We start from the raw sequence: 22,036 nt of genomic DNA, 5'->3' as shown, positions 1-22,036 counted from the left end.
TGAAGGGAGGCATTTACATGGCTCACGGAGATAAATCGAAAGAAAAAGTCGTATATGTCGGTGATTCACGTGTTCGTCAAGGCGACGGCTTCGTTACACCTCCCGATTACACGGCTTATCCCGGGAAATCTGAAGCGTTCATTCCGAACTTTCTGCTTAAGGAATGGATGGTTGGCGTTGTGGTACTCGTAGGGTTCCTCGTGTTGACGATTTCCGAACCGGCGCCGCTCGGTTTTCCGGCTAACCCTAGTGCTCAGGTCATTCCGATGCCAGACTGGTACTTTCTGTTCCTGTATCAGTACTTGAAATATCCATATGCTTCTGGAGATTTTGTCGTTCTTGGAACGCTGGGGATTCCAGGCGTTGCCTTTGGTTCTCTTCTATTGGCACCATTTCTCGACCGTGGCAAGGAGCGCAGATTCTATAAGCGCCCGATTGCTTCATCTTTGATGCTTCTATCGATCGCATCGCTGGTCTATTTGACTAACTTCGCCTGGACTCATTATCAGAACGAGCTGAAGGCTACTGGGCTTCAGCCAGAGCATATTCAGCGTGAAGAGCAGGCGCGCGAGAATCGGGAGAAGGGATTGCCAACAACGAACGTTACCCAAGACAAGGAAATTGCCATCGTTGATAAGGATGATCCAGCAATGGAATCCTTTAAGAAGGCTACTTGTATCAGCTGTCACGGGGCTGACTTGAAGGGTGGCGGCGGCCCGTCGCTCCGCGGTATTGGCGACAAGCATAATAAAGAAGAAATTCTGACGATTATTAAAGAAGGCTATAACGGCAGAATGCAACCTATGTATGATACTGCGAAAGGAAATGGCCTTAGCGATGATGATATCGATCATTTGGCGGAATGGCTTGCGAAGCAGAAGGCCGAGGCAGTAGAATAGTAATAACTATGAACCTGATCGTAAATACGATCAGGTTTTTACATATCTATCGGGCCAGTCCCGCTTAAATGAGGAGGAGATTCACGCTTGAGGCTGTCGACTTTATGGAGCAAATCCTTGCTCGGGAATAAATACATATTATGGTGTCTTTTCATGGTGAATCTGCTTGGTACGATTTACGGCTACATTTGGTATGATCATCAGCTGCGGGAGACTTGGGCGACTCAGCCGCATTGGCTGATTGTATTTGTTCCGGACAGCCCTACGGCTAGTTTGTTTTTCACCGCCGCTTTATTATTTCTGTTGTTCCCCGAGAAATTGGGGAAGTTCTATTTTATCCGAACCATTATTGAAGGGTTGGCCGTCGTAACAAGCATCAAATACGGAATCTGGGCGGTCACGATTATATTTGCAGGAGCTGCTCAGGGGAATACGCTGGTATGGCAGGATTGGATGCTGGTGGCATCCCATCTGGCTATGGCGGTTGAAGCTTTGCTGTATGTTCGTCTGTTTAAATTTGGCACCTTAATGCTGATCGGTGCGTGGAGCTGGACGATACTGAACGATATTATTGATTATAGCTTCGGAGTTTACCCTTGGTTGCCGGAAGTTCTGTGGAATGATGTGAACGCGGTGATGATCTTCACCTTCGCGCTAACTTGTGCCAGCGCACTAGCCGGCTGTATCGCCCTTCGGGCAGCCAAAAGGTGGTAGCGGGCTTCGCGAACTATTTGAACTACCTCATCTAAATAAAGGTTCAAAAAGTCGGGTTTTCAGCACCGAGAAGGTTGGATGAAGCTGGGGTCAGAGGAGCGGAGCGTACGAAGTTGTACGTGAGCACCGGAAGGCCCGGCTGAATTCAAGATTCGATGTCGAAATACTTCTCAATCCACTTCGTGTTAGATATAGAATTTATAAGTGGTCAGCGGAGCTGATGAAATTCTATATCGCAAGAAAACCTACCTCTGAATCGCGGTCGCTCACCCTTGAATGACCTCGATCGGTTTTCTTATCAAAAGCAGACTTTTTGAACTACCTCATCTAAATAAAGGTTCAAAAAGTCGGGTTTTCAGCACCGAGAAGGTTGGATGAAGCTGGGGTCAGAGGAGCGGAGCGTACGAAGTTGTACATGAGCACCGGAAGGCCCGGCTGAATTCAAGATACGATGTCGAAATACTTCTCAATCCACTTCGTGATCAAAAGCAGACTTTTTGAACTACCTCCAGGTTCTAAGCTTGGACAGCCTGCCATAACATGATGGTAGGGAGGGATGTCCGTGAAATGGAAAGGATCTTGTCTATTAGTCGCCTTATCGATGATCCTGCTGCTTCTGCAAGGATCCCAGGCTTATGCTGACGGGCTACCAGTCGCACAGGCCGCGGATATCAAAATAACGGAGCAAGAAAGGGCTGACAAGCTGCGGCAGTTGGAAACGGCTACAGAATCGCTGTACCAGGACATGCAGCAGGGAAATACGCAAAAAGCGAATCAGGATATGGAACAGGTCATCGATTCGTTGGAGCGCCTATCTTTCAAGGGATTGACTTCAGTAGAAGGAATTCATGCGTTGGCTGAGAGCATAATGGATGTTAAAGAGACATTAGCCAAGGCCGTAGATGGGCAAGAGGAGTGGATTAGCTCATCGGCGCGGCTTAGGCTTGCCGTGAACAGCCTTACACATCCGAAGCAGGCCTTATGGCATCAGTATTACAAAGTACTTGGCGAGGATCTGCAGCGTATGAATCAGGCTCGTACTGCCGGGAGCGGAGCTGCACTAAGAGAAGCTTATCTTAGCTTGAAATCGCATTATGAATTAATTCGTCCAGCAGCAGTGATCCGTAAGGACATTACGGAGATCAGCCGTTTTGATTCTTGGTTGTATTATACGGATAGCTTGACGAAAGAGAAGGAAGCGGATATGTCCGCGCTGGCTAGTGCTTTACAGCAAGGAGAAGGGTTCATTAAGGAATTGTTCGGCAAAAAAGGAGATGAACCGGCCTTTCTCCCGATTGGCGGATACGGAAATCCGTGGAACTGGAGCTTGCTGATCGGCGGCTGGATTTTGCTGGCCTTATTCTACACGGCTTACAGGAAATATCGAGCGAACCAAACCGTGATCTCGGTTCCTGGCAAGAATGAGAAGAATGATCGTTTTCGCTTCTGATTAATGAAAGAAGAGGTGCCCCTATTGTGCCGGGGCACCTCTTTTATTATTCTTCGCGGAAGCCCTCTCCGTGAACATCGCGCACATCGTTAATGATAATAAAAGCCCGCGGATCTACCGATTTGGCGATGCTTTGAAGCCGTCTGATCTCCTGCCGCGATACGACGCAGTAAGCCATCGGCTTATCCTGCTTCGAATAGGCTCCTTTGGCGGGGATCAGAGTGACGCCGCGCTCCATCTCATTGGTGATAATATCTGCAATCGCTTCAGCATGATCGCTGATGATCATAAATGCTTTGGCGGAATAGGCGCCCTCCTGAATGAAATCGATCACCCTGGAGGCGATGAATACAGCAACGAGCGTGTATAGAATATTTTCCTTACGTACATAAAAGAGAGATAAGCCAATGATGACAACGTCTATGCTGAGGATGACCTGCCCCATGCTGAGGCCAAATTTGCGACCCAGAATCCGGGCGATAATATCAGAGCCGCCGGTTGTGCCGCCGAAGCGGAAGACGATGCCAAGGCCAGAGCCGAGCGTAACGCCGGCATACATCGTGGCCAGAATATAATCAGTCTGGAGCATTTCGATCCAGCCCTGACTAAGAATATGTTCAAATACCCATAAGAAGAAAGACAGGGAGCAAATTCCGATACCGGTCAGTATCATCTGCCGGCCGCCGAGTACTTTCCAGCCGAGCAGGAATAAGGGGATATTGATGACCAGGTTCGAGATGGATGGAGAGATGGCGAAGGCATACTTCAACAGGATCGTAATACCAGTAACGCCGCCCTCCATGAGTTGATTCGGAATGATAAAATACAGAAGGCCAAAGGCATAGATGGCTGTTCCAATAATAATCGGAACAATGGATCGCGCATAATTTGTGATATTTTTCATAATACTCGTTTCTTCCTTTACTGGTGAGTAGTATAATCAACTTACGCATTCTTTCATAGCGGTAGTCCCAAAAGTCTGCTTTTTGGAAGAAAACCTTCGATGCCACGGATAGCGATTGCGATCCAGAGATTTTCTTATGATATAGAATTCATCAGCTCTGCTGATACCGAATAAATTCTATATCTAAGCAGGAAGTGAATTGAAAATTAGCGGGACTTTTTGAACACGCACTCATAGTATATCTCCAAAAAGAATTTGTTTTCAATTTCCTGTTACGATAACATAATAATTAATTTAGATAACAGGGTGGGATGATAGGATGGATGAGAAATCTCTAGCTGAAATGCAGCGTGAAGTGGACAAGTATATATCACAGTTCAAGGAAGGGTATTTCAGTCCGCTGGCTTTAATTGCACGGATGAGCGAGGAACTCGGCGAACTGGCCCGTGAAGTCAATCATACATATGGAGAGAAGCCTAAGAAGCTGGATGAACCGGAGGGTTCGATTGAGCTGGAGTTGGGAGATATTCTCTTTATTACGATTTGCTTCGCCAATTCGCTTGGAATTGATCTTACGGAGGCCCATGATAAAGTAATGCTTAAATTCTCGACTCGCGATGCGGATCGTTGGACGAAAAAGGACACCGAATAAGTAGCGCCTTCATATGCTGTAATAGTGAATCAGCCCATCTGGCAAGGGGGACAGCAAATGAAGGCAAAACAGTGCTTAAACGAAGCTTACCGCAGCATTTATGAGAATGATTTTGAGCAGGCGCTTTATTGGTTCGAACAGGCATTGAGCGTTGAACCGGATAATGCCGATATTCATTATCGCCATTCCATCACTAGCGCCCGCAGTAACTGCCTCGATAAGGCTCTGGCACATGCCCGCCTCGCAGCGACACTTGCGCCCGATCATGCAGAATATATGCTTCATTTCGACCGCCTGAGAGCCAAAGAGCTGCTGGGGATTGCAAGAAGGCATCTGGAGGGAAAGACAGAGGATAAGATGAATCGCTCTGAAAGGGCCGTTCGCTTGCTTGAACGAGCCGGGGAGCTGGACCCTGTATCCGTTGATGTGCAGGCATGGTTAGCGATCGCTTACGGAGAGATGGGGAGATATGATACAGCCCTGTCCGCTCTGCGCGATGCTTACGCCTTGCCACAGGATGAAGTGGTTACGAGGCAGTTGACTGAATTGGAACGACAATTGGAGAACAAATTGAATCAGTCATCATCTTAGTTCAAGTGAAGGGGGATTAAAAATGGGGGAACAAATTAGAGTAGCCGTTGTCGGTGCAACTGGCAAAATGGGTAAAGAAGTCGTTAAGATGGTGCTTGAGGATCCAGAGCTTCAATTAGTAGCTGCCGTAAGTCCGTCAGAAGAAGGATTGGACGCAGGAACATTTGTTGGCAAGCCGCAGTGTGGAGTGGCAATTACCTCTGATCTAGAGCTCGCTCTGCTGGAGAGCAAGCCGCAGGTTATGGTAGATTTTACGACACCGCAATCCGCTTATGCCAATACGGAATTGGCAATCAGACTTGGCGTGTCTCCGGTGACCGGTACGACCGGTTTTACACCGGAGCAGATCGAGCATCTGGACAAGCTATGCCATGATAAAGGGCTAGGCGGGCTCATCGCTCCCAATTTTTCCGTCGGCGCTATTCTGCTGATGAAATTTGCGGCCGAAGCGGCTAAATATTTTCCAAATGTGGAGATTATCGAATATCACGGGGATCAAAAGCTCGATGCGCCTTCCGGCACAGCAATCAAGACGGCCGAATTGATCTCGATGAACCGAAAAGAACATAGACAGGGCAATCCGAATGAAGAGGAGACCATTGAAGGGGTGCGTGGCGGCTATTATAATGGCTTCCGCATTCATAGCGTTCGACTTCCGGGCATTTTTGCGCAAGAAGAGGTCGTATTCGGGGATTTTGGCCAAACTTTGAAAATTCGCCATGATTCTTATGATCGCGCAGGATACATGCCTGGTGTTAATATAGCAGTGAAGAAGGTTTTGAACTGTAAAGGGATGATTTACGGTTTTGAACATTTTATGGAAGAGTAGGAGATGACACAGGATGCTTAACATCGCATTTATAGCTCATGACAGAAAGAAAGAAGACATCGTCAATTTTGCAGTAGCTTACGAGCATGTATTTCAAGGTAAAAATCTGTATTCAACAGGGACAACGGGACAACGAATTATGGAATCTACCAATCTGAATATTCACCGTTTCTTGTCGGGCCCACTCGGCGGCGATCAACAGATCGGGGCGCTGATTGCCCAGAATGAAATGGATCTTGTCATTTTCTTGCGCGATCCATTGATGGCCCAGCCGCATGAACCTGATATTACAGCGCTGCTTCGCCTTTGTGATGTGCATGGTATTCCGGTTGCTACGAATATGGCTTCGGCAGAAATTCTGGTTCGCGCCTTGGATCGCGGTGATTTTGCTTGGCGTGAATTGGTTGAACTCCTCAAACCGGAGTTAAAATAATGAGTGAACCGCTTGATATATTAATTTTTGGCGCTCATGCAGATGATGCAGAGATAGGAATGGCCGGTACCATTGCCAAGCAAGTGGCTGCCGGATACAAAGTTGGCCTCTGCGATTTGACGGAAGCGGAGCTATCCTCGAACGGTAATGTCGTCCTTCGCAAGCAGGAGGCTGCTGCGGCTGCCCAGCTACTCGGGGTCACGGTGCGCCTGAATCTCGGACTGCCCGATCGTGGCTTGAACGGCTCTGCGGAACAGATTGCGGCGATAACGTCGGTAATCCGCGAATATCGGCCGTCCATCATTTTTGCGCCCTATTGGGAAGATCGCCATCCGGATCATATCGCTTGCAGCAAGCTTGTGGAGGATGCGGCATTTAATAGCAAACTGCGGCGTTATATGCCGGACAAGCCTGCGGTAGCTGTACCGGAGCTCTACTTCTATTTCATTAACGATTGGAGAGCTCCCGATTTGCTCGTAGATGTGACGGATAATTATACATTGAAAGTGCAAGCCCTGGGTTGCTACCGTTCACAGTTCGGTACGGAGCCGCGGGAGGAAGAGATCGCGCTTACGCCGCTGAATCAAGGTTATGTTGAGCGGGTGAAGGCCCGGGATTCATTGATTGGCCAGCGTAAGCTTATTCCTTATGCTGAGGGGTTTGCGGTCAAGACTCCGTATATTGTTAATCTATTTGGAACTCGGAGTTCATAAATTATACAGGAACACACCGACTAAATTATAAGGAGGCCCCCGCCAATGAACCAGCATCTAAAAATTGGTATTACATGTTATCCTTCACTGGGAGGTTCGGGGGTTGTTGCGACCGAACTCGGTAAACTCTTGGCAGAGAAGGGACATGAAGTTCATTTCATTTGTCACGGAGTACCTTTCAGACTGGGAAGTTTCCATAAGAACATTATTTATCATGAGATCGAAGTCAGCGACTATTATGTGTTCCGCTACCCGCCTTACGATCTGTCCCTGGCTACGAAGATGGCCCAGGTTGCCAAGACGGAGAATCTTGATATATTGCATGTACACTATGCAATGCCGCATGCCGTGTGCGCCTTTCTGGCCAAACAGATGGTTGGGGAGCAATTGAAGGTAGTTACGACGCTGCATGGAACGGATATCACTGTGCTCGCTCAAGATGAATCGCTTAAGGATCTGATCCGACTTGCTATTAATGAGAGCGATGCAGTTACTTCCGTATCGCGGGATTTAATCAAGGAGACCCGCGAGGTTCTTGATATCACAAGAGATATCGATTTGGCGTACAATTTCGTAGATGAACGCGTGTATTATCCTAGACCTTGTCTGGAGTGCCGCGATGACTTTGCCGCTTCTGAAGAGAAAGTGCTCATGCATATTTCCAACTTCCGTCCCGTCAAGCGGGTCAGCGATGTAATCGATATCTTCGAGAAGGTCACCAGAAAGATCCCTGCCAAGCTGCTGCTTGTCGGCGAAGGTCCTGACTTGCCGAAGATTCAATGCAAGATCAAGGAGATGGGCCTTAGTGACAAGGTGCACTTTCTTGGCAAACAGGATGATATCGCTCAGGTTATCTCGATGGCTGATGTTTTGCTGCTGCCATCGGAGAAGGAGAGCTTTGGGCTCGTCGCCTTGGAGGCGATGGCCTGCGGTGTGCCTACAGTCGGATCGGTAGCCGGGGGGATCCCTGAACTTGTTACGCATGGAGAAAGCGGATTCCTCGCCCCTATTGGCGACACGGAGCAAATGGCCGAATATTGTGTCTCGCTGCTCTCCGATGCCAAGCTGGCGGAGCAGATGAAGCAGGCTTGCCTGGATCGCGCGAAAAATGATTTCAGCAGCGACCGCATTACCGCTATTTATGAAGCTATTTATTATCGTGTGCTGAATCGCGAAGTGCCTGGCCTTACATCGGTGAGCTGATCATCTCTGCGGCTTGTCCATTGGATGATGCCGGGTAATGCTTTGAATCGCGGTTTTCATTTTTGAATTGACTCCGATCGGTTTTCTTATCGAAAGCGGACTTTTTGAACAACCTCTCATCGATTAATTAGCATGGAGGCTTATAATAGAATGGAATCATGGAAACAGGTAGACCCCCTGATGTATCGTCAGGGGGAAGCGGTGTTACAAACACTGGTCGCGCATAATTTTGAAGCCTATTTTGTTGGAGGATGCGTGCGTGACGAAATAATGGGCCGCGAGGTTCATGATATGGATATCGCTACTTCGGCTAGACCGGAGCAGGTTATCGAACTCTTTGACCGTACGGTGCCAACGGGGATCCAGCATGGAACTGTGATGGTGCTCATGGGCGATTATTCATTTGAAGTAACAACCTTCCGCAAAGAATCGGAATATGAGGATCATCGTCGGCCTTCTCGGGTCGAATTTGTCGATGCGATCATAGAAGATTTGCAAAGACGCGATTTCACGATGAATGCAATGGCGTCTGGCCTGGATGGGCGACTGATTGATCCATTTGGCGGACGGGAGGATATCGCGGCTGGCTTGATTCGCTGTGTGGGTCAGGCAGGGGAGCGATTCGAAGAGGACGCTTTACGAATGATGAGGGCGATTCGCTTTGCCTCTGTATTTGGTTTCAGGCCAGTAAAGAGCTTATGGAGAGCCCTTATAGCCGGAAGAGGCAGGTTGTCCTTCGTCGCCATGGAACGAATTCGGGCGGAATTCGAGCGGGTTATAGAAGGGCCGCGTCCATTGCGCGGACTGGCTCTGATTCAGCGAAGCGGTGTGATTAATGAAGTGAAATATCCGGTGTCTGCTCGCGGGCCATTTCGGGAGAGCTATATAAGAGCAATGGAGCATCCGTTGGTGTCCGGTCAGGTGAAGCGACTGTATTTGCTGTTAAGAGGACTTAATATCCATGCGGAAAAAGCAGAAGGGTTGATGCGGCAGTGGACGTTTTCTAACCGGATCGTGGAGCGGACGACCAAACTGATCAGCTTCGATGAACAATGGCTGGATCGTCGGTTTGCTCTATCTCCGGCGGATCAGCAAGATATAAAGGAATTAAGACGCGCCTGGATTATGTTGGAGCTTGCATATGGCAGCGAGACGGTGGTTAACTGGCTGGAATGTCATCAGGCGCTGTTGCAAGAGGTTGCCCAAGCCAGCTATCCTGTTCCTGAATGGAAGCGGCCTGCTGAGCTAGACATCTTGAACCGGCTGCTAGATCAAGCCAGAGAGTGGCATGAAGGCATGACCGTATACGAGCTGCGTGATCTGGCGATAGCTGGAAGTGATGTGATACAGTGTACTGGTAACAAGGGAGGACCCTGGCTTGGACAGTTAATGAAGCAAATGCTGGAGTCCGTAGCTATGGGCGAAATGGTCAACGACCGTGAAGTCTTGCTGAAGCATGTGAAAGACGTGGTGAATTGAGATGGAATCTAATCGCTTATTGCAAATGCTGCTGGATCACCCGGGACAATATATATCAGGCGAAGAGCTAAGCCGGCGCCTGTCGATCAGCAGAACAGCGGTCTGGAAGCAGATAAATAAGCTGCGACAGGACGGCTATGAATTTGAGGCGGTCTCGCGCAAGGGATATCGTCTGGTTCATTCACCAGAACGAATCCAAAAAGAAGATGTACTGTCGAGATTGCAGACTGTAACATTTGGACGCCAAATTCATGTTATGGATGTCGTTAAGACGACGCAGGATGAAGTCAGGGCCTTGGCCGAGCAGGGTGTAGCCGAAGGAACGCTGGTGATTGCTGAAGAGCAGACCGTAGGGCGGGGAAGGCAAGGGCGGAAGTGGTACTCTCCGTCCGGCAAGGGGATTTGGATGAGTTTATTGCTGAAGCCTCGTCAGCCGATCTCCTTTGCAGCTCAGCTTACGCTATTGACAGCTGTGGCTGTATGCCGCGCCTTGCGCAAGGTCAGCGGGGTTGACGTTGGCATCAAGTGGCCCAATGATCTGCTTATTGAAGGCCGGAAGCTGTGCGGGATTCTGGTTGAATCGATTAGCGAGGACGAGCTGCTCAAATATTGTATCGTCGGAATTGGCATCGATGTTAATCTGCAGTTGGAGGATATACCGGAAGAGCTTCGCTCCGTTGCGACTTCGCTTCGAATCGAGAGCGACAGCAAGCAAGACCGTGCTCTTCTGATCGCGGAAATACTGTATGAACTGGAGCAGTTATACCATTTGTATAATGAGGAAGGCTTTGCTCCGATCGGTCATTTATGGGAAGCCTTATCCGTAACGATCGGTCGTCAGGTGCAGATCCGAACACCGCAGGGAGAGAGCAGCGGGGTTGCTACAGGTTTGGACTCGTCAGGCGCTTTGCTAATCACCGATCAGCATGGGCAGGAGCGAACGATCTATTCCGGGGAAATTCAGTTGGGCAGGATATAGAGGTTGAACTAACCTCTTTATTGATAAAAAATAATTTGTTATACTGTTCGCAGGAGGCGGTATCGAGTTTATCGAACTGCACTCTTTTCGAGCGGTATAGCATGGCGATTTAGCAGATTTAAGTATTCATCAACGAATAGCTTGTTACACAAGCTATGGGCATGTAGCATTAGTGCGTGTTAGCTCTACAAATGAATATAACGTCAGTATGCGTTGGATTCTGCTCTGAGCCGAAGAGGACCGAGACAGAAGGGACGATCGAAAGTGACTCTTCTTTGGATTCGGACCTTTTTAGTGCGTAACTAAAAGGTTTTTTTGTTGTGTTCGAGATACCGCATCGAAAACGACAAACCAGGAGGAGATAGGATTATGGCTGGAAAACAAATGTTGAACATTGTGAAAATGAAACGGATGAAGCAGGAGGGCGACCCGATCTCTATGATCACGGCTTATGACTATCCTTCAGCGGTGCTCGCTGAAGAAGCCGGGGTTGATATTATTTTGGTCGGGGATTCGCTTGGCAATGTTGTGCTGGGTTATGACACGACGATTCCCGTTACACTGGATGATATGGTATACCATTCCCGTTCAGTGGCGAGGGGAGCCAGGAATACGTTCATCGTGACCGACATGCCGTTTATGACATATCACGGAAGCATCGATGAGACGATGCGCGGGGTAAGCCGGCTTATGCAGGAGGGCCATGCCCAAGCCGTCAAGATGGAGGGCGGGGCGGAGATCACCGATACGGTGGAGCGAATCGTTCAGGCTGGTGTTCCGGTGCTGGGCCATATCGGACTTACGCCGCAATCTGTCAATCAAATCGGTGGATACCGGATTCAAGGCAAGGATGAAGCTGATGCGAAGCGTCTGCTTGAAGATGCCAGAGCATTGGAGCAAGCAGGTGCATTTGGCATCGTGCTGGAGCTTGTGACGGAAGAGGTCGCAGCTTATATCTCGTCCGAGTTGTCTATTCCTACTATTGGAATTGGTGCTGGCCGCGGATGTGACGGTCAGGTGCTTGTCTATCACGATGTACTAAAATATACTTCGAACTACCGCAACAAACGGTTTGTTAAAACCTTCGGAGATATCGGAGAGCAAATCCGCACGGGCATCTCCGCTTATGTGCAAGAGGTTAAGATGCGGCAGTTCCCTGCAGAGGAGCATGTATTTACCGCTGAAGAGGGAGTATTGGATAATCTGTATGGTAAAGGAAAGGCGGAAACTCATTCATGAAAGTCTTCACAGCGATATCTGAGCTAAAGGAATTTCTGAAATTCGGGCGAAATACCGCCGATAGGGATGGCAAGGAACTACAAATTGGACTGGTCCCCACGATGGGGTATTTGCACGAAGGCCACGCCAGCCTGTTGAGGAGAGCAAGGGCGGAGAACGATTTGGTTGTACTGAGCATTTTCGTTAATCCGATTCAATTTGGCCCAAATGAGGATCTGGATCGTTATCCGCGGGATGCAGAGCGCGATCTGGCCTTGGCTGAACACGAGCGCGTCGATGCCGTATTTATGCCAGGTGTGGAAGAAATGTATCCACAGCCAACGAAGACGAAGGTCGCTGTTGCGGAGCTGACCTCGAGCTTATGCGGAGCAACCCGCCCTGGTCATTTTGATGGGGTAACGACGGTGGTTAGCAAGCTGTTTCATATCGTTGTGCCAAACCGTGCTTATTTCGGTCAGAAGGACGCCCAGCAGGTCGCTGTTGTCGCACAAATGGTCAAGGACCTCAATTTCGAGGTTGAGATCGTTCCCTGTCCAATCGTTCGTGAGCACGATGGTTTGGCATTAAGCTCTCGGAATGTATACCTAAGTGTTGAGGAACGCGAGGCAGCGCTAATTCTGTCCAGCAGTTTGAAGCAGTTGGAGGAAGAGGTATACAGTGATCAAGCGATAACCGTGCTGGAAGCACGCCAGCAGCTTTTGCAGAAGATTGACAGTGAACCTTTGGCAGAGATCGATTATGTAGAGATCGCCGCCTTTCCAGGCTTAACTGCGCTTCAGGAGACGAACTCCCTCCACAGTGAACTGAAGGCGCACGGCGCGATTCTAGTCGCTGTAGCCGTTAAATTCGGCACGACAAGACTGATTGATAATGTATTGCTAACGGGAAAGGGGGAGGCTATCCGTGTATAGAACGATGATGAAGTCCAAAATTCACCGTGCAACGGTTACCGAAGCAAATCTGAATTACATTGGGAGTATTACCATTGATGAAGATTTGATGGAAACCGCCGACCTGCTGGAGAACGAGAAGGTGCAAATCGTCAACAATAACAATGGGGCCAGGCTGGAGACTTATGTCATTCCAGGGCCGAGAGGCAGCGGAGTCATTTGCCTTAATGGAGCGGCAGCCAGATTAGTTCAGCCAGGGGATACCGTAATTATTATTTCTTACGCCCAAATGTCGGATGAAGAAATCAAGAGCTACAAGCCGACGGTCGTATTTGTCGGAGAAGATAATAAACCCGTGGAGACGGCATCCAAAGAGCTGCATTCAACCGTTCGTTAATCCGGCGGCGCTTAGCCTGATTCCTGAGTATGGGTATGCAATTAATGCCTGCGGGAATGAAAAGTCCCCCCGAAACAAAAAATGAACTTAAGGCTCGCACTGATTTCATTTTTTAAGGGGTGGGATGCGGATGATGTTTCAACATATGTTTGCGGAAATGAACGAAATGTTGGATGAGATCTCAAAATTTTATCCGATGGCCGAAGGAACACAGAAGCAGGAACTCACGCATAAATGGAATCTCCTCAAGCACATGAGTGACGAAATTATTGAAGAATGGCTGAATTTTGAAGAGAAGATGGGAGCGGTCAGGCAAAGCTGGAGTGAAACTGAGCCTGCAGGCTTTGTTCTTCCTGAAATGAAGTGCGATGCTTATGAGAAAGGGGAAGGCTACTATAAGCTCCTGATGTTCTCAAATGCACTCGAACAATTCCAGAACGTGGTGCATGATTATCCGGATGGTCTGGTTGGCCGAACTTATTTAGCGATGTGTCATCTGCATTTGCAGCAATTATCCGAAGCTTCTTCACATTTTATTGCCGTGCTGGAGAAGACGACCAGCAATCGGCTTCGTTCCATTATTTATAATGCGCTAGGCTGTATCGAGGCTCAGCGGGGGAAGCGCGCAAAGGCGAAGGAATACTTCGCTCTCGCTCATCGGAGCGATCCGACGCTTCCTGAACCGTTGATGAACCTGCAGGCCTGCGACAGCAGTACAGGGAAGCTGAAATTTGGAGATGAACTGTCTCCCTTAATGTAACGTACAGAATGAATCGAGCCGAGCTTATCAGCGTTTTATTGTCAGCGATGCACTCGACATATGCCGAGGCATCGCTTTGTTTTTGAACCTTAAACGGACCTCGTTCAAAGTTTTCTTGTCTTTTATTTAAAATGTCAGTTAATTTTCAAAATGGCTATATTCTGTTATGCTGTTTATGAGACTGGATGGAAGGGACTTTGGAACGAGAAAATGAAATACGCGGTACTTGATTTTGAAACTACAGGCAATCAGTCCTCGGATGAGATTATTCAGGCAGGGCTGGCCATTATAGACCATGATTTGACAATTTCACAAGTTTATCGCTCTTATGTAAATCCGGGAATCCCGATACCTCCATTTATTACAGGCTTGACCGGAATTACGGAAGAAGATATCAAAGATGCGCCCGGGTTGGACGAGGTTATGATGGAGATGGTTCCATTACTCGATGATGCAGTTCTGGTTGGACATAATGTAGCTTTTGACTTCAATTATTTACAGAGCGCTCTCGATAAGACGGGATATTTGCCTTTTTCCGGACGCATTCTCGATACGATGGACTTTCTGAAAATATTCTTTCCTTCGCTATCCACCTATCAGCTAGGTATGGTGTCGCAGGAATTCAATGTGCAGCATGATCGGCCTCATCAGGCAGATAGCGATGCGCTTGCAACGGCTCTGATCTTTCTCAAATGTCTGGATGAGATCGAGCAGCTGCCTCTGCTGACGCTGCAGCGGCTGTCTGATCTGTTCGACAACGAGGACAGCGATCTGGCCTGGTTCTTTGATGCGATGCTTCAGGAGAAGCAGCAGAAGGAGCTTGGCGTTAATCCGGAAGGGTTCACGTATTATCGGCAGTTTGCCCTCCAGGTTGATGACTGGATGGATATTGAGCCGGCTCGGGATCATATGCTGGTGAATCCGCTCAAAGATGTGTCCTATGAACAGTTCATGGAGCAGGTTCGGGAACAACTGCAGCTGAAATTGCCTGAATATGAAGAGCGAGAAGCCCAGACCATGATGCTGGATCAGGTGATGCAGGCCTTTGCCGAGGACAAGCATCTCTTGATTGAAGCTGGTACAGGTACCGGGAAGTCGCTCGGATACCTCCTGCCTGCCATTTACCATAGTGTGAAGCAGGATGAGAAGGTCATGATCAGCACTCATACCATTAACTTGCAGGAGCAGCTCCGGGAGCGGGATCTTCCGTTGTTAACGGAGGTCGTGCCATTTCCGTTCAAGGCCGCTATCTTCAAGGGAAGGCAGCATTATTTGTGTTTGCGCAAATTTGAACATAAAATAAATAGAAGAGATTTCACAACCCCAAAAGAAGAGGTGATGACGGCCGCACAAATGATCGTGTGGCTCGCTCAGACGGAAACCGGGGATGATGAGGAGCTGAATCTGGGAAATCGCGGGGGCGATTTCTGGGAAACCGTGGCCAGTGAGTCCGATTCATGTCTTGGACGTTCCTGCCCTTGGTTCCGCAAATGCTTCTATCACCGTGCCAAGCATGAAGCGGGGGTAGCCGATGTCGTCATAACGAATCACTCCAAGTTGTTCACCGATATTCAAGCCGGACATCAACTTCTGTCGGGCTACGATCGTCTGGTCATCGATGAAGCCCATCATCTTGAGGATGTGGCCGGCAAGCATCTCGGCTTGCAGCTTAAATATTTTACAGTTATCCATACTTTGACCCGGTTGTTCAAAGACAGCAAGACGGGGCAGCTTCCATCCTTGCACTTCATGCTTCAGCAAACCGGGGCAGAAGCGGCGATGAAATGGATGACGGTCATAGACGAGATGTATCCGTCATTGATCGAGGTGAAGGAGAATTGGGACAAACTGAGCGAATTGTTGTTCGCTTTAATACCAGAGCGTTCCGATGCCGCCCCTGGAGATCCGGGGCAGTTCGTAACCCGACTTTTACCCGATAAGAAGCCCAAAGCCTGGGATGCTCTGACTACATTAGAGAACTCGATCTACATTACCTTGGGGGATATTCTCCGCAAAGGGGAGCGGATGGTAGCCGAAATTCGCGAGGAACAGGATGATTACGGTGCAGAAAGCCTGATTACGGATATCAGCGGACTGCTCAAGGATTTGACTAATGAACGTGAGACGCTTCGTTTCTTTATGAAGCTGGAGGATGAGAATACGGTATACTGGCTTGAAGCTAATGGGAACTACCGCAATCGTTCATTGCAGATCTTTGCCGTACCGATTGATGTCAGCGCTCAATTAAAGGCCTATTTCTTCGACAAGAAGAAGAGTGTAGTGATGACATCGGCGACTTTGACCGTTGATAAATCGTTTCAATATGTGATTGAACAGCTCGGTCTTCAGGAAGCAGCTAATACAGACCGCTTGATGACCGCAATGCTGCCTTCTCCCTTCAATTATCGGGAGCAAGCCTTGGTGCTTATACCGCGGGACTTCCCGAGCGTTAAGGGCAGTGTAGGCGATAATTATTTTATTCAGACGCTGGTGCGTTCTTTAGCCGATACCGCCATTGCTACCAAGGGGCGGATGCTTGTTCTTTTCACATCTTATCGGATGCTGCGACAAGTCTATGACCCGTTAAAAGAGCTGCTGTCTGATGAAGGCATCATTGTTATTGGACAGGGGATGGATAGTGGCAGCAGAACGAAGCTGACCCGTCGTTTCCAAGGGCAGCAAGCTTCGGTACTGCTCGGGACGAGCAGCTTCTGGGAAGGCGTAGACATTCCTGGGGAAGCGTTAACGAGCCTGGCGATTGTTCGCCTGCCGTTCCAGCCGCCGAATCATCCGCTGGTTGAGGCTAAGAGCGAGCGGCTTCAGAGAGAGAAGAAGAACCCATTCATGAAGCTGTCGGTGCCTCAGGCGGTCATTCGCTTCAAGCAAGGCTTCGGGCGTCTGGTCCGGTCTTCCGCGGATCGAGGAATTGTCGTTGTATATGATACACGCATCTTGGAATCTTATTATGGCAAATACTTTTTGTATTCTTTACCGGGACCGAAGATGGAACATATGACATTATCGCAGATGGTCCCACGGATCTCGGAGTGGTTAAACGATGACGAAGAGTCGTAATTTCTTCGAAATGCGCCTGTAGGGGGAAAATATATGAAATCAGAAAAAATTTCAGATGCGGTTGTACGCAGATTGCCTGTATACTTGCGGTTTCTTAATGAATTAAGCCATCGCGAGGTCTTGACGGTTTCTTCCCAGGAGCTCGGACAGAAGCTGGATCTAAATCCAGCTCAAATCCGCAAAGATCTCGCTTATTTCGGCGATTTTGGTCGGAAGGGGATCGGGTATGACGTCTCATACTTGATCGAGAAAATACGGCAAATTCTGAATTTGGACCAGCAGATTAATGTGGCTCTCGTCGGAGCCGGTAATCTGGGGCAAGCCTTGTCCAATTACAATACCTATGTGAAGGACAATATGCGGATTATCGCAGTTTTTGACGCCAACCCGGACAAGATCGGCAAGAAGATCAAAGATATTACGATTCAGCCGATCGAGGAGTTGGAGCAGACGGTTAGAGACAAGCATATTCAGATCGGGATTATTACGGTGCCTGATGTGGAAGCGCAGCGCGTTGCTGACCAGCTTGTTGCCGCAGGTATAGGGGCGATCCTCAACTTTGCGCCTACAATTATTAAGGTTCCTTCTGACGTGCGTATCCATGCGGCAGATTTCACAACAGACCTTATTAGTCTTGCTTATTATTTGCAGAGCGGAAAGGAATTACCGGAAGATGAGTCGTAAATGGTTGATTAAGAATGGCACATTTGCAGTGCTGGACGAGAAAAATCCGATCGTCCACGGGTATATGCTGATCGAAGGAGATACGATCTCTTATATCGGCGAAGAGCGCCCGGAAGGCGTAGAAGGTGCGGAGACTTTTGATGGCAAAGGCCTGCTTTTCATGCCGGGCCTCGTCAATTCACACGGGCATACGGCGATGTCATTGCTGCGTGGTTTTGGAGACGATATGGTTCTTCAAGAATGGCTAGAGCAGAAGATGTGGCCGATGGAGGCAAAATTCACTCCTGAGAATGTCTATTGGGGTGCTTCTTTATCCGTCCTGGAAATGGTCAAAGGTGGAACCACGACCTTCTTGGATATGTATGATCATATGGATCAAGTCGGAAAGGTCGTGGAGGAATCGGGTATCCGCGGTGTTCTAACGCGCGGTGTTATCGGCCTCTGCCCACCTGAACTACAGGATCAGAAGCTGGCCGAAGCGATTCGCATCGCTCGCGATTGGCATGGCAAGGCCGAAGGGCGGATTACAACAATGATGTCGCCGCATGCGCCGTACACATGCCCGCCGGATTATATTGAGAAGTTTGTACAGGCAGCGCATGATCTTGATTTGCCGTTACACACGCATATGTCCGAGACACAAGCGGAGGTCCAGCAAAATGTGGATCAGTACGGCGTACGTCCTGTTCAACATCTGCTTAACCTGGGCTTTTTCTCTCGTCCATCTTTGGTCGCTCATGCGGTACACCTGACCGGCGAGGAGATTGAGATCCTTGCCGCTCATAAGGTGGCTATCTCCCACAACCCGGGCAGCAACCTTAAGCTGGCTAGCGGGGTAGCACGGGTGCCGGAGCTGCTGAAAGCAGGCGTTACGGTGTCGCTGGGGACAGATGGCCCTGCGAGCAACAACAATCTCGACATGTTCGAGGAGATCAGACTGGCTGCTCTGATTCATAAAGGAGTATCCGGCGATCCAACAGCAGTACCTGCCCTTGAAGCTCTACGCATGGGAACAGAGTATGGGGCAAAATCGCTCTACCTGGACAATACCGGCAAGTTGGCAGCCGGAATGAAGGCCGATATGATCGCCGTAAATACCGACCAGGCTCACTTCTTGCCGCGGACTGATTATATCTCTCATATCGTCTATTCAGCAGGTCCCAAGGATGTAGAGCATGTATGGGTCGATGGCAAGCAGATTGTCCGTCATGGCCAATGTCTGACGCTGGATGAGGAGCGCATTCGTTATGAGGCGCAAACGGCCTTTGAAGGACTTCTCGGCCGGTAAGGCAGGAACTCGAACTCTAACTGGGAAGGAAGAGAAGGTTGAAGAATAGAACCAAATGGATTCTGCTCTCCATTGTGATCCTGCTGATCATCTTCTTTGGCCTTTACCGCTTTTATTTATATATTCAAGAGGATATATGGCAGGGAGAGAATGCGGCGGTTGCACAGGCCAGACAAGAGACCGGGCTTGTTGAATCGGACAAGGTATGGAAGTCGGTCTGGGATGAGGTGTGCTGGGTCGTTCAAGGTAAAAATGCGGATGGCGTTGAGGTCATGGTCTGGTTGCCCGAAGGGAAAGCGGCCGTAGAGAAGCCCTTGTCCGAAGGGGTATCCGAGCCGCAGATTCGCAAGATTATTCAAGATCAGCTGCCTGGAATCAATATTGTCAGACTGACTCCGGGTATATATAACAATCAATATGTATGGCAATTGTTCTATAAAGATCACTCACATTACTATTACCGTTTCTATAGCTTCAGCAATGGGGAGTCTCTATCAGAAATGTTCACATTGCCAAATCGTTAGAAGTAAGACAGATAGCAAGTCCTGTTCCAAAAGAAAAGCGAAATCGCAGCATGAATATGCGATGATACGCTTTGTTTCTCTTTTGAACAGGGCTTGTTTTTTTTATAAAAGAGGAGAGTAGCCAGGGATATGGAAACATTTAATATCTTAGATTTAAAAGAGTGTTCACACTTCGCTTTCTTCTCTTGTATAAGATGTGATATACTAAATTCAGTTGTTTTGATAGATTAAAATATATACTATTTATATATCATATTGAAGGGGGACATCTCGTGAAACTGCGAATTGGAACGATCGCAGCTAGTGTTGCGGTTTCCGCACTGCTATTGTTTGGCGGCTGGTATTCTTATCAGCATTGGGTGGTAGAGAGCCCGTTCGAGAAGACCGTGAAGCAATTTGACGGCGTGAACAGCGTCGAATCCAATATAAACCGGCAGCAAGTAGCCTTGAAGCTGGACCTTAAGCCCGGCACTGACCTGGGCGAGCTGGTCAAGTATATTCAAGAGGATGGCAAGAAATGGGTAGGGCAGCGTAAGTTGTCATTTGAGATTAAAGATCAATCGAATCGTGATCTGAACAGAGCATGGAACAAGGTTTTGTTCCCGATTGCCCAAGCGATGGAGAACAAGCAATATACCGATATTCATGCAGCGCTTGATCAACTTCAGCAGCAAAATAAATCGATTACAGCGAAGGCTGAGATGGATGATAAGAATGTGTATATTACGCTTACTGACGGCAAAGCCAGCAAATTTATAATCCTGCCTCGCGTTCCGGAGCGAATGGGGGCATGGCCAAATGCGTAAGAGAATAACGGAAATTATCATTGGTGTGGTTCCCGTACTGCTTATCTTTCTAGCGTTTATCGGCGTTAATATATTGCCTGTAGTGTTCATCGGCCTGATCGTTGGCGGTTTGTTCGTTCTGGCTAAAATGCGCGGTGGGATTGCTGTAGGCGCGGCACAAGATCGCAGACGCAGAAAGGATGGACCGGCAAAGCTGACGTTCGCAGAGATCGGTGGCCAGGAGAGCGCCAAGCAAGAATTGATCGAGGCGCTTGATTTTATGGTTCGTTATGAGGAAATAACGAAATTTGGCATTCGGCCCATCAAAGGTATCCTGCTTACAGGGCCGCCAGGAACCGGGAAGACGCTGCTGGCCAAAGCCGCTGCTCAATACACGAATTCCGTATTTGTGGCTGCTTCCGGCAGTGAATTTGTTGAAATGTATGTCGGGGTTGGGGCAAGCCGAATCCGCGATTTATTTAAGGATGCGCGCACCCGTGCCGCGAAGGAAAATAAAGAAAGCGCCGTGATCTTTATCGATGAGATTGATGTGATCGGCGGTAAGCGCGAGGGTGGACAGCAGCGTGAATACGATCAGACATTGAACCAACTGCTGACGGAGATGGATGGGATCTATACTTCGGATACACCTCGTATTCTGTTAATGGCGGCTACCAACCGCAAAGAGATGCTCGACAGTGCCCTGGTGCGCCCGGGCCGCTTTGATCGTCATATTCAAGTCGATCTGCCTGACAAAAGAGGACGGGTGCATATTCTTCAGCTCCATGCCCAGAATAAGCCGCTGGCCGACCATGTCGATCTGGAGAAGGTGGCTGAGGAGACATTTGGCTTCTCGGGCGCGCAATTGGAGAGCGTGATGAACGAAGCGGCGATCTATGCGATGCGTGATTCCGAGGACCTGATCACACAACTGCACCTGTCGTTAGCGATCGATAAGGTCATGCTTGGGGAGAAGACGGATCGCGAGTCAACCGTGGAGGAAAAGCGGCGGGTTGCTGTGCACGAGCTTGGGCATGCCGTTGCTGCCGAGGTTGTCTCGCCAGGCAGCGTCAATCAAGTCGTGTTAAGTCCGCGCGGCCGGGCGCTTGGCTATGTTCGGCATAATCCGCAAGACGAGAAATATTTATATACCAAAGATTATCTTGAAGGACAGATTATCGTCGCTCTGGCGGGAGCGGCGGCGGAGGAAATCTATTACGGAGGACGAAGCACGGGTTCAAGCAATGACTTTGAGCAGGCCTTGAACATTGTTCAGACGATGATGACCTCCGGCCTTACCTCTTTGGGAATTATGAATATGGATATGGTGACGAAGGAAGTGCTCATGAGAGAGAATTCCAGAATACTGGATGAGCTTGCTGCCAAATCCAAGCAAATTCTAACCGACCACTCGGCGATATTCGACAATGCCTTGGAAATCCTTTTAAAGGAAGAACGGCTGTCTGGAGAACAATTCCGATGTCAATTTAGTGAAATCAGTTATTTACCGGCATAAAACTTGATGCCGGTTATTTTTTTTTACTTTTT

General features: G+C 48.8%; 22 protein-coding genes. 21 read left to right on the top strand and 1 reads right to left on the bottom strand.

The genetic code is table 11. The features are described 5' to 3' along the window. Positions 1 to 17 precede the first annotated feature (17 nt). The 3 genes from BN1360_RS20485 to BN1360_RS20475 all read left to right on the top strand — a co-directional run bounded on the left by BN1360_RS20485 (position 18) and on the right by BN1360_RS20475 (position 3,063). Positions 18 to 899, top strand: coding sequence for a menaquinol-cytochrome c reductase cytochrome b/c subunit (locus tag BN1360_RS20485; protein WP_068781721.1), 882 nt, complete (start codon positions 18 to 20; stop codon positions 897 to 899). 87 nt (positions 900 to 986) lie between these two features. Then, a complete protein-coding gene (locus tag BN1360_RS20480; protein ID WP_068781720.1) occupies positions 987 to 1,613 on the top strand; it encodes a DUF1405 domain-containing protein in 627 nt (208 codons plus the stop codon). Positions 1,614 to 2,175: 562 nt separating this feature from the next. Then, complete coding sequence (locus BN1360_RS20475; RefSeq protein ID WP_148466628.1) at positions 2,176 to 3,063, top strand: sporulation protein YpjB; 888 nt, start codon at positions 2,176 to 2,178, stop codon at positions 3,061 to 3,063. Between the two features lie 46 nt (positions 3,064 to 3,109). On the opposite strand, the gene BN1360_RS20470 is transcribed toward BN1360_RS20475, so the two are convergent. Further along, a complete protein-coding gene (locus BN1360_RS20470) occupies positions 3,110 to 3,967 on the bottom strand; it encodes a YitT family protein (protein WP_068781718.1) in 858 nt (285 codons plus the stop codon). A 319-nt stretch (positions 3,968 to 4,286) separates the two neighbouring features. On the opposite strand from BN1360_RS20470, the gene BN1360_RS20465 reads away from it, so the two are divergent. From BN1360_RS20465 to BN1360_RS20380, 18 genes are all read left to right on the top strand, one after another. After that, entirely contained in the window at positions 4,287 to 4,619 is a 333-nt protein-coding gene (locus BN1360_RS20465) for a nucleotide pyrophosphohydrolase (protein WP_068781717.1), read from the top strand. Between the two features lie 57 nt (positions 4,620 to 4,676). Then, the gene (locus BN1360_RS20460; RefSeq protein ID WP_068781716.1) at positions 4,677 to 5,210 is read left to right on the top strand and encodes a tetratricopeptide repeat protein; all 534 of its coding nucleotides are present in this window, start codon (positions 4,677 to 4,679) and stop codon (positions 5,208 to 5,210) included. Positions 5,211 to 5,232: 22 nt separating this feature from the next. Continuing rightward, complete coding sequence (gene dapB / locus BN1360_RS20455) at positions 5,233 to 6,039, top strand: 4-hydroxy-tetrahydrodipicolinate reductase (protein ID WP_068781715.1); 807 nt, start codon at positions 5,233 to 5,235, stop codon at positions 6,037 to 6,039. Between the two features lie 13 nt (positions 6,040 to 6,052). Continuing rightward, complete coding sequence (gene mgsA / locus BN1360_RS20450) at positions 6,053 to 6,472, top strand: methylglyoxal synthase (RefSeq protein WP_068781714.1); 420 nt, start codon at positions 6,053 to 6,055, stop codon at positions 6,470 to 6,472. After that, positions 6,472 to 7,185 (top strand): bacillithiol biosynthesis deacetylase BshB1, encoded by a 714-nt coding sequence (gene bshB1, locus BN1360_RS20445; RefSeq protein ID WP_068781713.1) that lies wholly within the window; start codon positions 6,472 to 6,474, stop codon positions 7,183 to 7,185. The genes mgsA and bshB1 overlap by 1 nt, the downstream gene beginning before the upstream one ends. A gap of 45 nt (positions 7,186 to 7,230) precedes the next feature. After that, on the top strand, positions 7,231 to 8,388 hold the full coding sequence (bshA, locus tag BN1360_RS20440) for an N-acetyl-alpha-D-glucosaminyl L-malate synthase BshA (protein ID WP_068781712.1): 1,158 nt from the start codon (positions 7,231 to 7,233) through the stop codon (positions 8,386 to 8,388). Positions 8,389 to 8,538: 150 nt separating this feature from the next. Then, the gene (locus BN1360_RS20435) at positions 8,539 to 9,867 is read left to right on the top strand and encodes a CCA tRNA nucleotidyltransferase (RefSeq protein WP_068781711.1); all 1,329 of its coding nucleotides are present in this window, start codon (positions 8,539 to 8,541) and stop codon (positions 9,865 to 9,867) included. Position 9,868: 1 nt separating this feature from the next. After that, positions 9,869 to 10,846 carry a biotin--[acetyl-CoA-carboxylase] ligase gene (locus BN1360_RS20430; protein ID WP_068781710.1) on the top strand — a complete coding sequence of 326 codons (978 nt, stop codon included), beginning with the start codon at positions 9,869 to 9,871 and terminating at the stop codon, positions 10,844 to 10,846. Between the two features lie 369 nt (positions 10,847 to 11,215). Then, entirely contained in the window at positions 11,216 to 12,085 is an 870-nt protein-coding gene (panB, locus tag BN1360_RS20425; protein WP_068781709.1) for a 3-methyl-2-oxobutanoate hydroxymethyltransferase, read from the top strand. Then, positions 12,082 to 12,996: a pantoate--beta-alanine ligase gene (gene panC, locus BN1360_RS20420; RefSeq protein WP_068781708.1), complete on the top strand. Its 915-nt coding sequence runs from the start codon at positions 12,082 to 12,084 to the stop codon at positions 12,994 to 12,996. Before panB ends, panC begins: the two co-directional genes overlap by 4 nt. Next, entirely contained in the window at positions 12,989 to 13,372 is a 384-nt protein-coding gene (gene panD, locus BN1360_RS20415; protein WP_068781707.1) for an aspartate 1-decarboxylase, read from the top strand. Before panC ends, panD begins: the two co-directional genes overlap by 8 nt. A gap of 130 nt (positions 13,373 to 13,502) precedes the next feature. Next, positions 13,503 to 14,132, top strand: coding sequence for a tetratricopeptide repeat protein (locus BN1360_RS20410; protein WP_068781706.1), 630 nt, complete (start codon positions 13,503 to 13,505; stop codon positions 14,130 to 14,132). A 210-nt stretch (positions 14,133 to 14,342) separates the two neighbouring features. After that, positions 14,343 to 17,207, top strand: coding sequence for an ATP-dependent DNA helicase DinG (dinG, locus tag BN1360_RS20405; protein ID WP_068781705.1), 2,865 nt, complete (start codon positions 14,343 to 14,345; stop codon positions 17,205 to 17,207). A gap of 33 nt (positions 17,208 to 17,240) precedes the next feature. Next, positions 17,241 to 17,891, top strand: a complete 651-nt coding sequence (locus BN1360_RS20400; protein ID WP_068781704.1) for a redox-sensing transcriptional repressor Rex — start codon at positions 17,241 to 17,243, stop codon at positions 17,889 to 17,891. Continuing rightward, positions 17,881 to 19,179 (top strand): amidohydrolase, encoded by a 1,299-nt coding sequence (locus BN1360_RS20395; protein ID WP_068781703.1) that lies wholly within the window; start codon positions 17,881 to 17,883, stop codon positions 19,177 to 19,179. Before BN1360_RS20400 ends, BN1360_RS20395 begins: the two co-directional genes overlap by 11 nt. A gap of 38 nt (positions 19,180 to 19,217) precedes the next feature. Beyond that, the gene (locus BN1360_RS20390) at positions 19,218 to 19,703 is read left to right on the top strand and encodes a cell wall elongation regulator TseB-like domain-containing protein (RefSeq protein WP_068781702.1); all 486 of its coding nucleotides are present in this window, start codon (positions 19,218 to 19,220) and stop codon (positions 19,701 to 19,703) included. 272 nt (positions 19,704 to 19,975) lie between these two features. After that, complete coding sequence (locus BN1360_RS20385) at positions 19,976 to 20,509, top strand: hypothetical protein (protein WP_068781701.1); 534 nt, start codon at positions 19,976 to 19,978, stop codon at positions 20,507 to 20,509. Beyond that, positions 20,502 to 22,004: an AAA family ATPase gene (locus BN1360_RS20380; protein WP_068781700.1), complete on the top strand. Its 1,503-nt coding sequence runs from the start codon at positions 20,502 to 20,504 to the stop codon at positions 22,002 to 22,004. Before BN1360_RS20385 ends, BN1360_RS20380 begins: the two co-directional genes overlap by 8 nt. The last annotated feature ends 32 nt before the right edge of the window (positions 22,005 to 22,036 follow it).

Source organism: Paenibacillus sp. GM2 (genome assembly GCF_900069005.2).
Taxonomy (GTDB): domain Bacteria; phylum Bacillota; class Bacilli; order Paenibacillales; family Paenibacillaceae; genus Fontibacillus.
Note: the sequence above shows the minus strand (reverse complement) of the source record. Positions and strands in the feature narration are given on the sequence as shown.

Bases quoted from the DNA above. Each gene is read 5' to 3' on its own strand.
- BN1360_RS20485 (WP_068781721.1), top strand. From the start codon at position 18: ATGGCTCACGGAGATAAATCGAAAGAAAAAGTCGTATATGTCGGTGAT.
- BN1360_RS20470 (WP_068781718.1), bottom strand. From the start codon at position 3,967: ATGAAAAATATCACAAATTATGCGCGATCCATTGTTCCGATTATTATT.
- BN1360_RS20465 (WP_068781717.1), top strand. From the start codon at position 4,287: ATGGATGAGAAATCTCTAGCTGAAATGCAGCGTGAAGTGGACAAGTAT.
- BN1360_RS20460 (WP_068781716.1), top strand. From the start codon at position 4,677: ATGAAGGCAAAACAGTGCTTAAACGAAGCTTACCGCAGCATTTATGAG.
- dapB (WP_068781715.1), top strand. From the start codon at position 5,233: ATGGGGGAACAAATTAGAGTAGCCGTTGTCGGTGCAACTGGCAAAATG.
- mgsA (WP_068781714.1), top strand. From the start codon at position 6,053: ATGCTTAACATCGCATTTATAGCTCATGACAGAAAGAAAGAAGACATC.
- bshB1 (WP_068781713.1), top strand. From the start codon at position 6,472: ATGAGTGAACCGCTTGATATATTAATTTTTGGCGCTCATGCAGATGAT.
- bshA (WP_068781712.1), top strand. From the start codon at position 7,231: ATGAACCAGCATCTAAAAATTGGTATTACATGTTATCCTTCACTGGGA.
- BN1360_RS20435 (WP_068781711.1), top strand. From the start codon at position 8,539: ATGGAATCATGGAAACAGGTAGACCCCCTGATGTATCGTCAGGGGGAA.
- BN1360_RS20430 (WP_068781710.1), top strand. From the start codon at position 9,869: ATGGAATCTAATCGCTTATTGCAAATGCTGCTGGATCACCCGGGACAA.
- panB (WP_068781709.1), top strand. From the start codon at position 11,216: ATGGCTGGAAAACAAATGTTGAACATTGTGAAAATGAAACGGATGAAG.
- panC (WP_068781708.1), top strand. From the start codon at position 12,082: ATGAAAGTCTTCACAGCGATATCTGAGCTAAAGGAATTTCTGAAATTC.
- BN1360_RS20410 (WP_068781706.1), top strand. From the start codon at position 13,503: ATGATGTTTCAACATATGTTTGCGGAAATGAACGAAATGTTGGATGAG.
- dinG (WP_068781705.1), top strand. From the start codon at position 14,343: ATGAAATACGCGGTACTTGATTTTGAAACTACAGGCAATCAGTCCTCG.
- BN1360_RS20400 (WP_068781704.1), top strand. From the start codon at position 17,241: ATGAAATCAGAAAAAATTTCAGATGCGGTTGTACGCAGATTGCCTGTA.
- BN1360_RS20395 (WP_068781703.1), top strand. From the start codon at position 17,881: ATGAGTCGTAAATGGTTGATTAAGAATGGCACATTTGCAGTGCTGGAC.
- BN1360_RS20380 (WP_068781700.1), top strand. From the start codon at position 20,502: ATGCGTAAGAGAATAACGGAAATTATCATTGGTGTGGTTCCCGTACTG.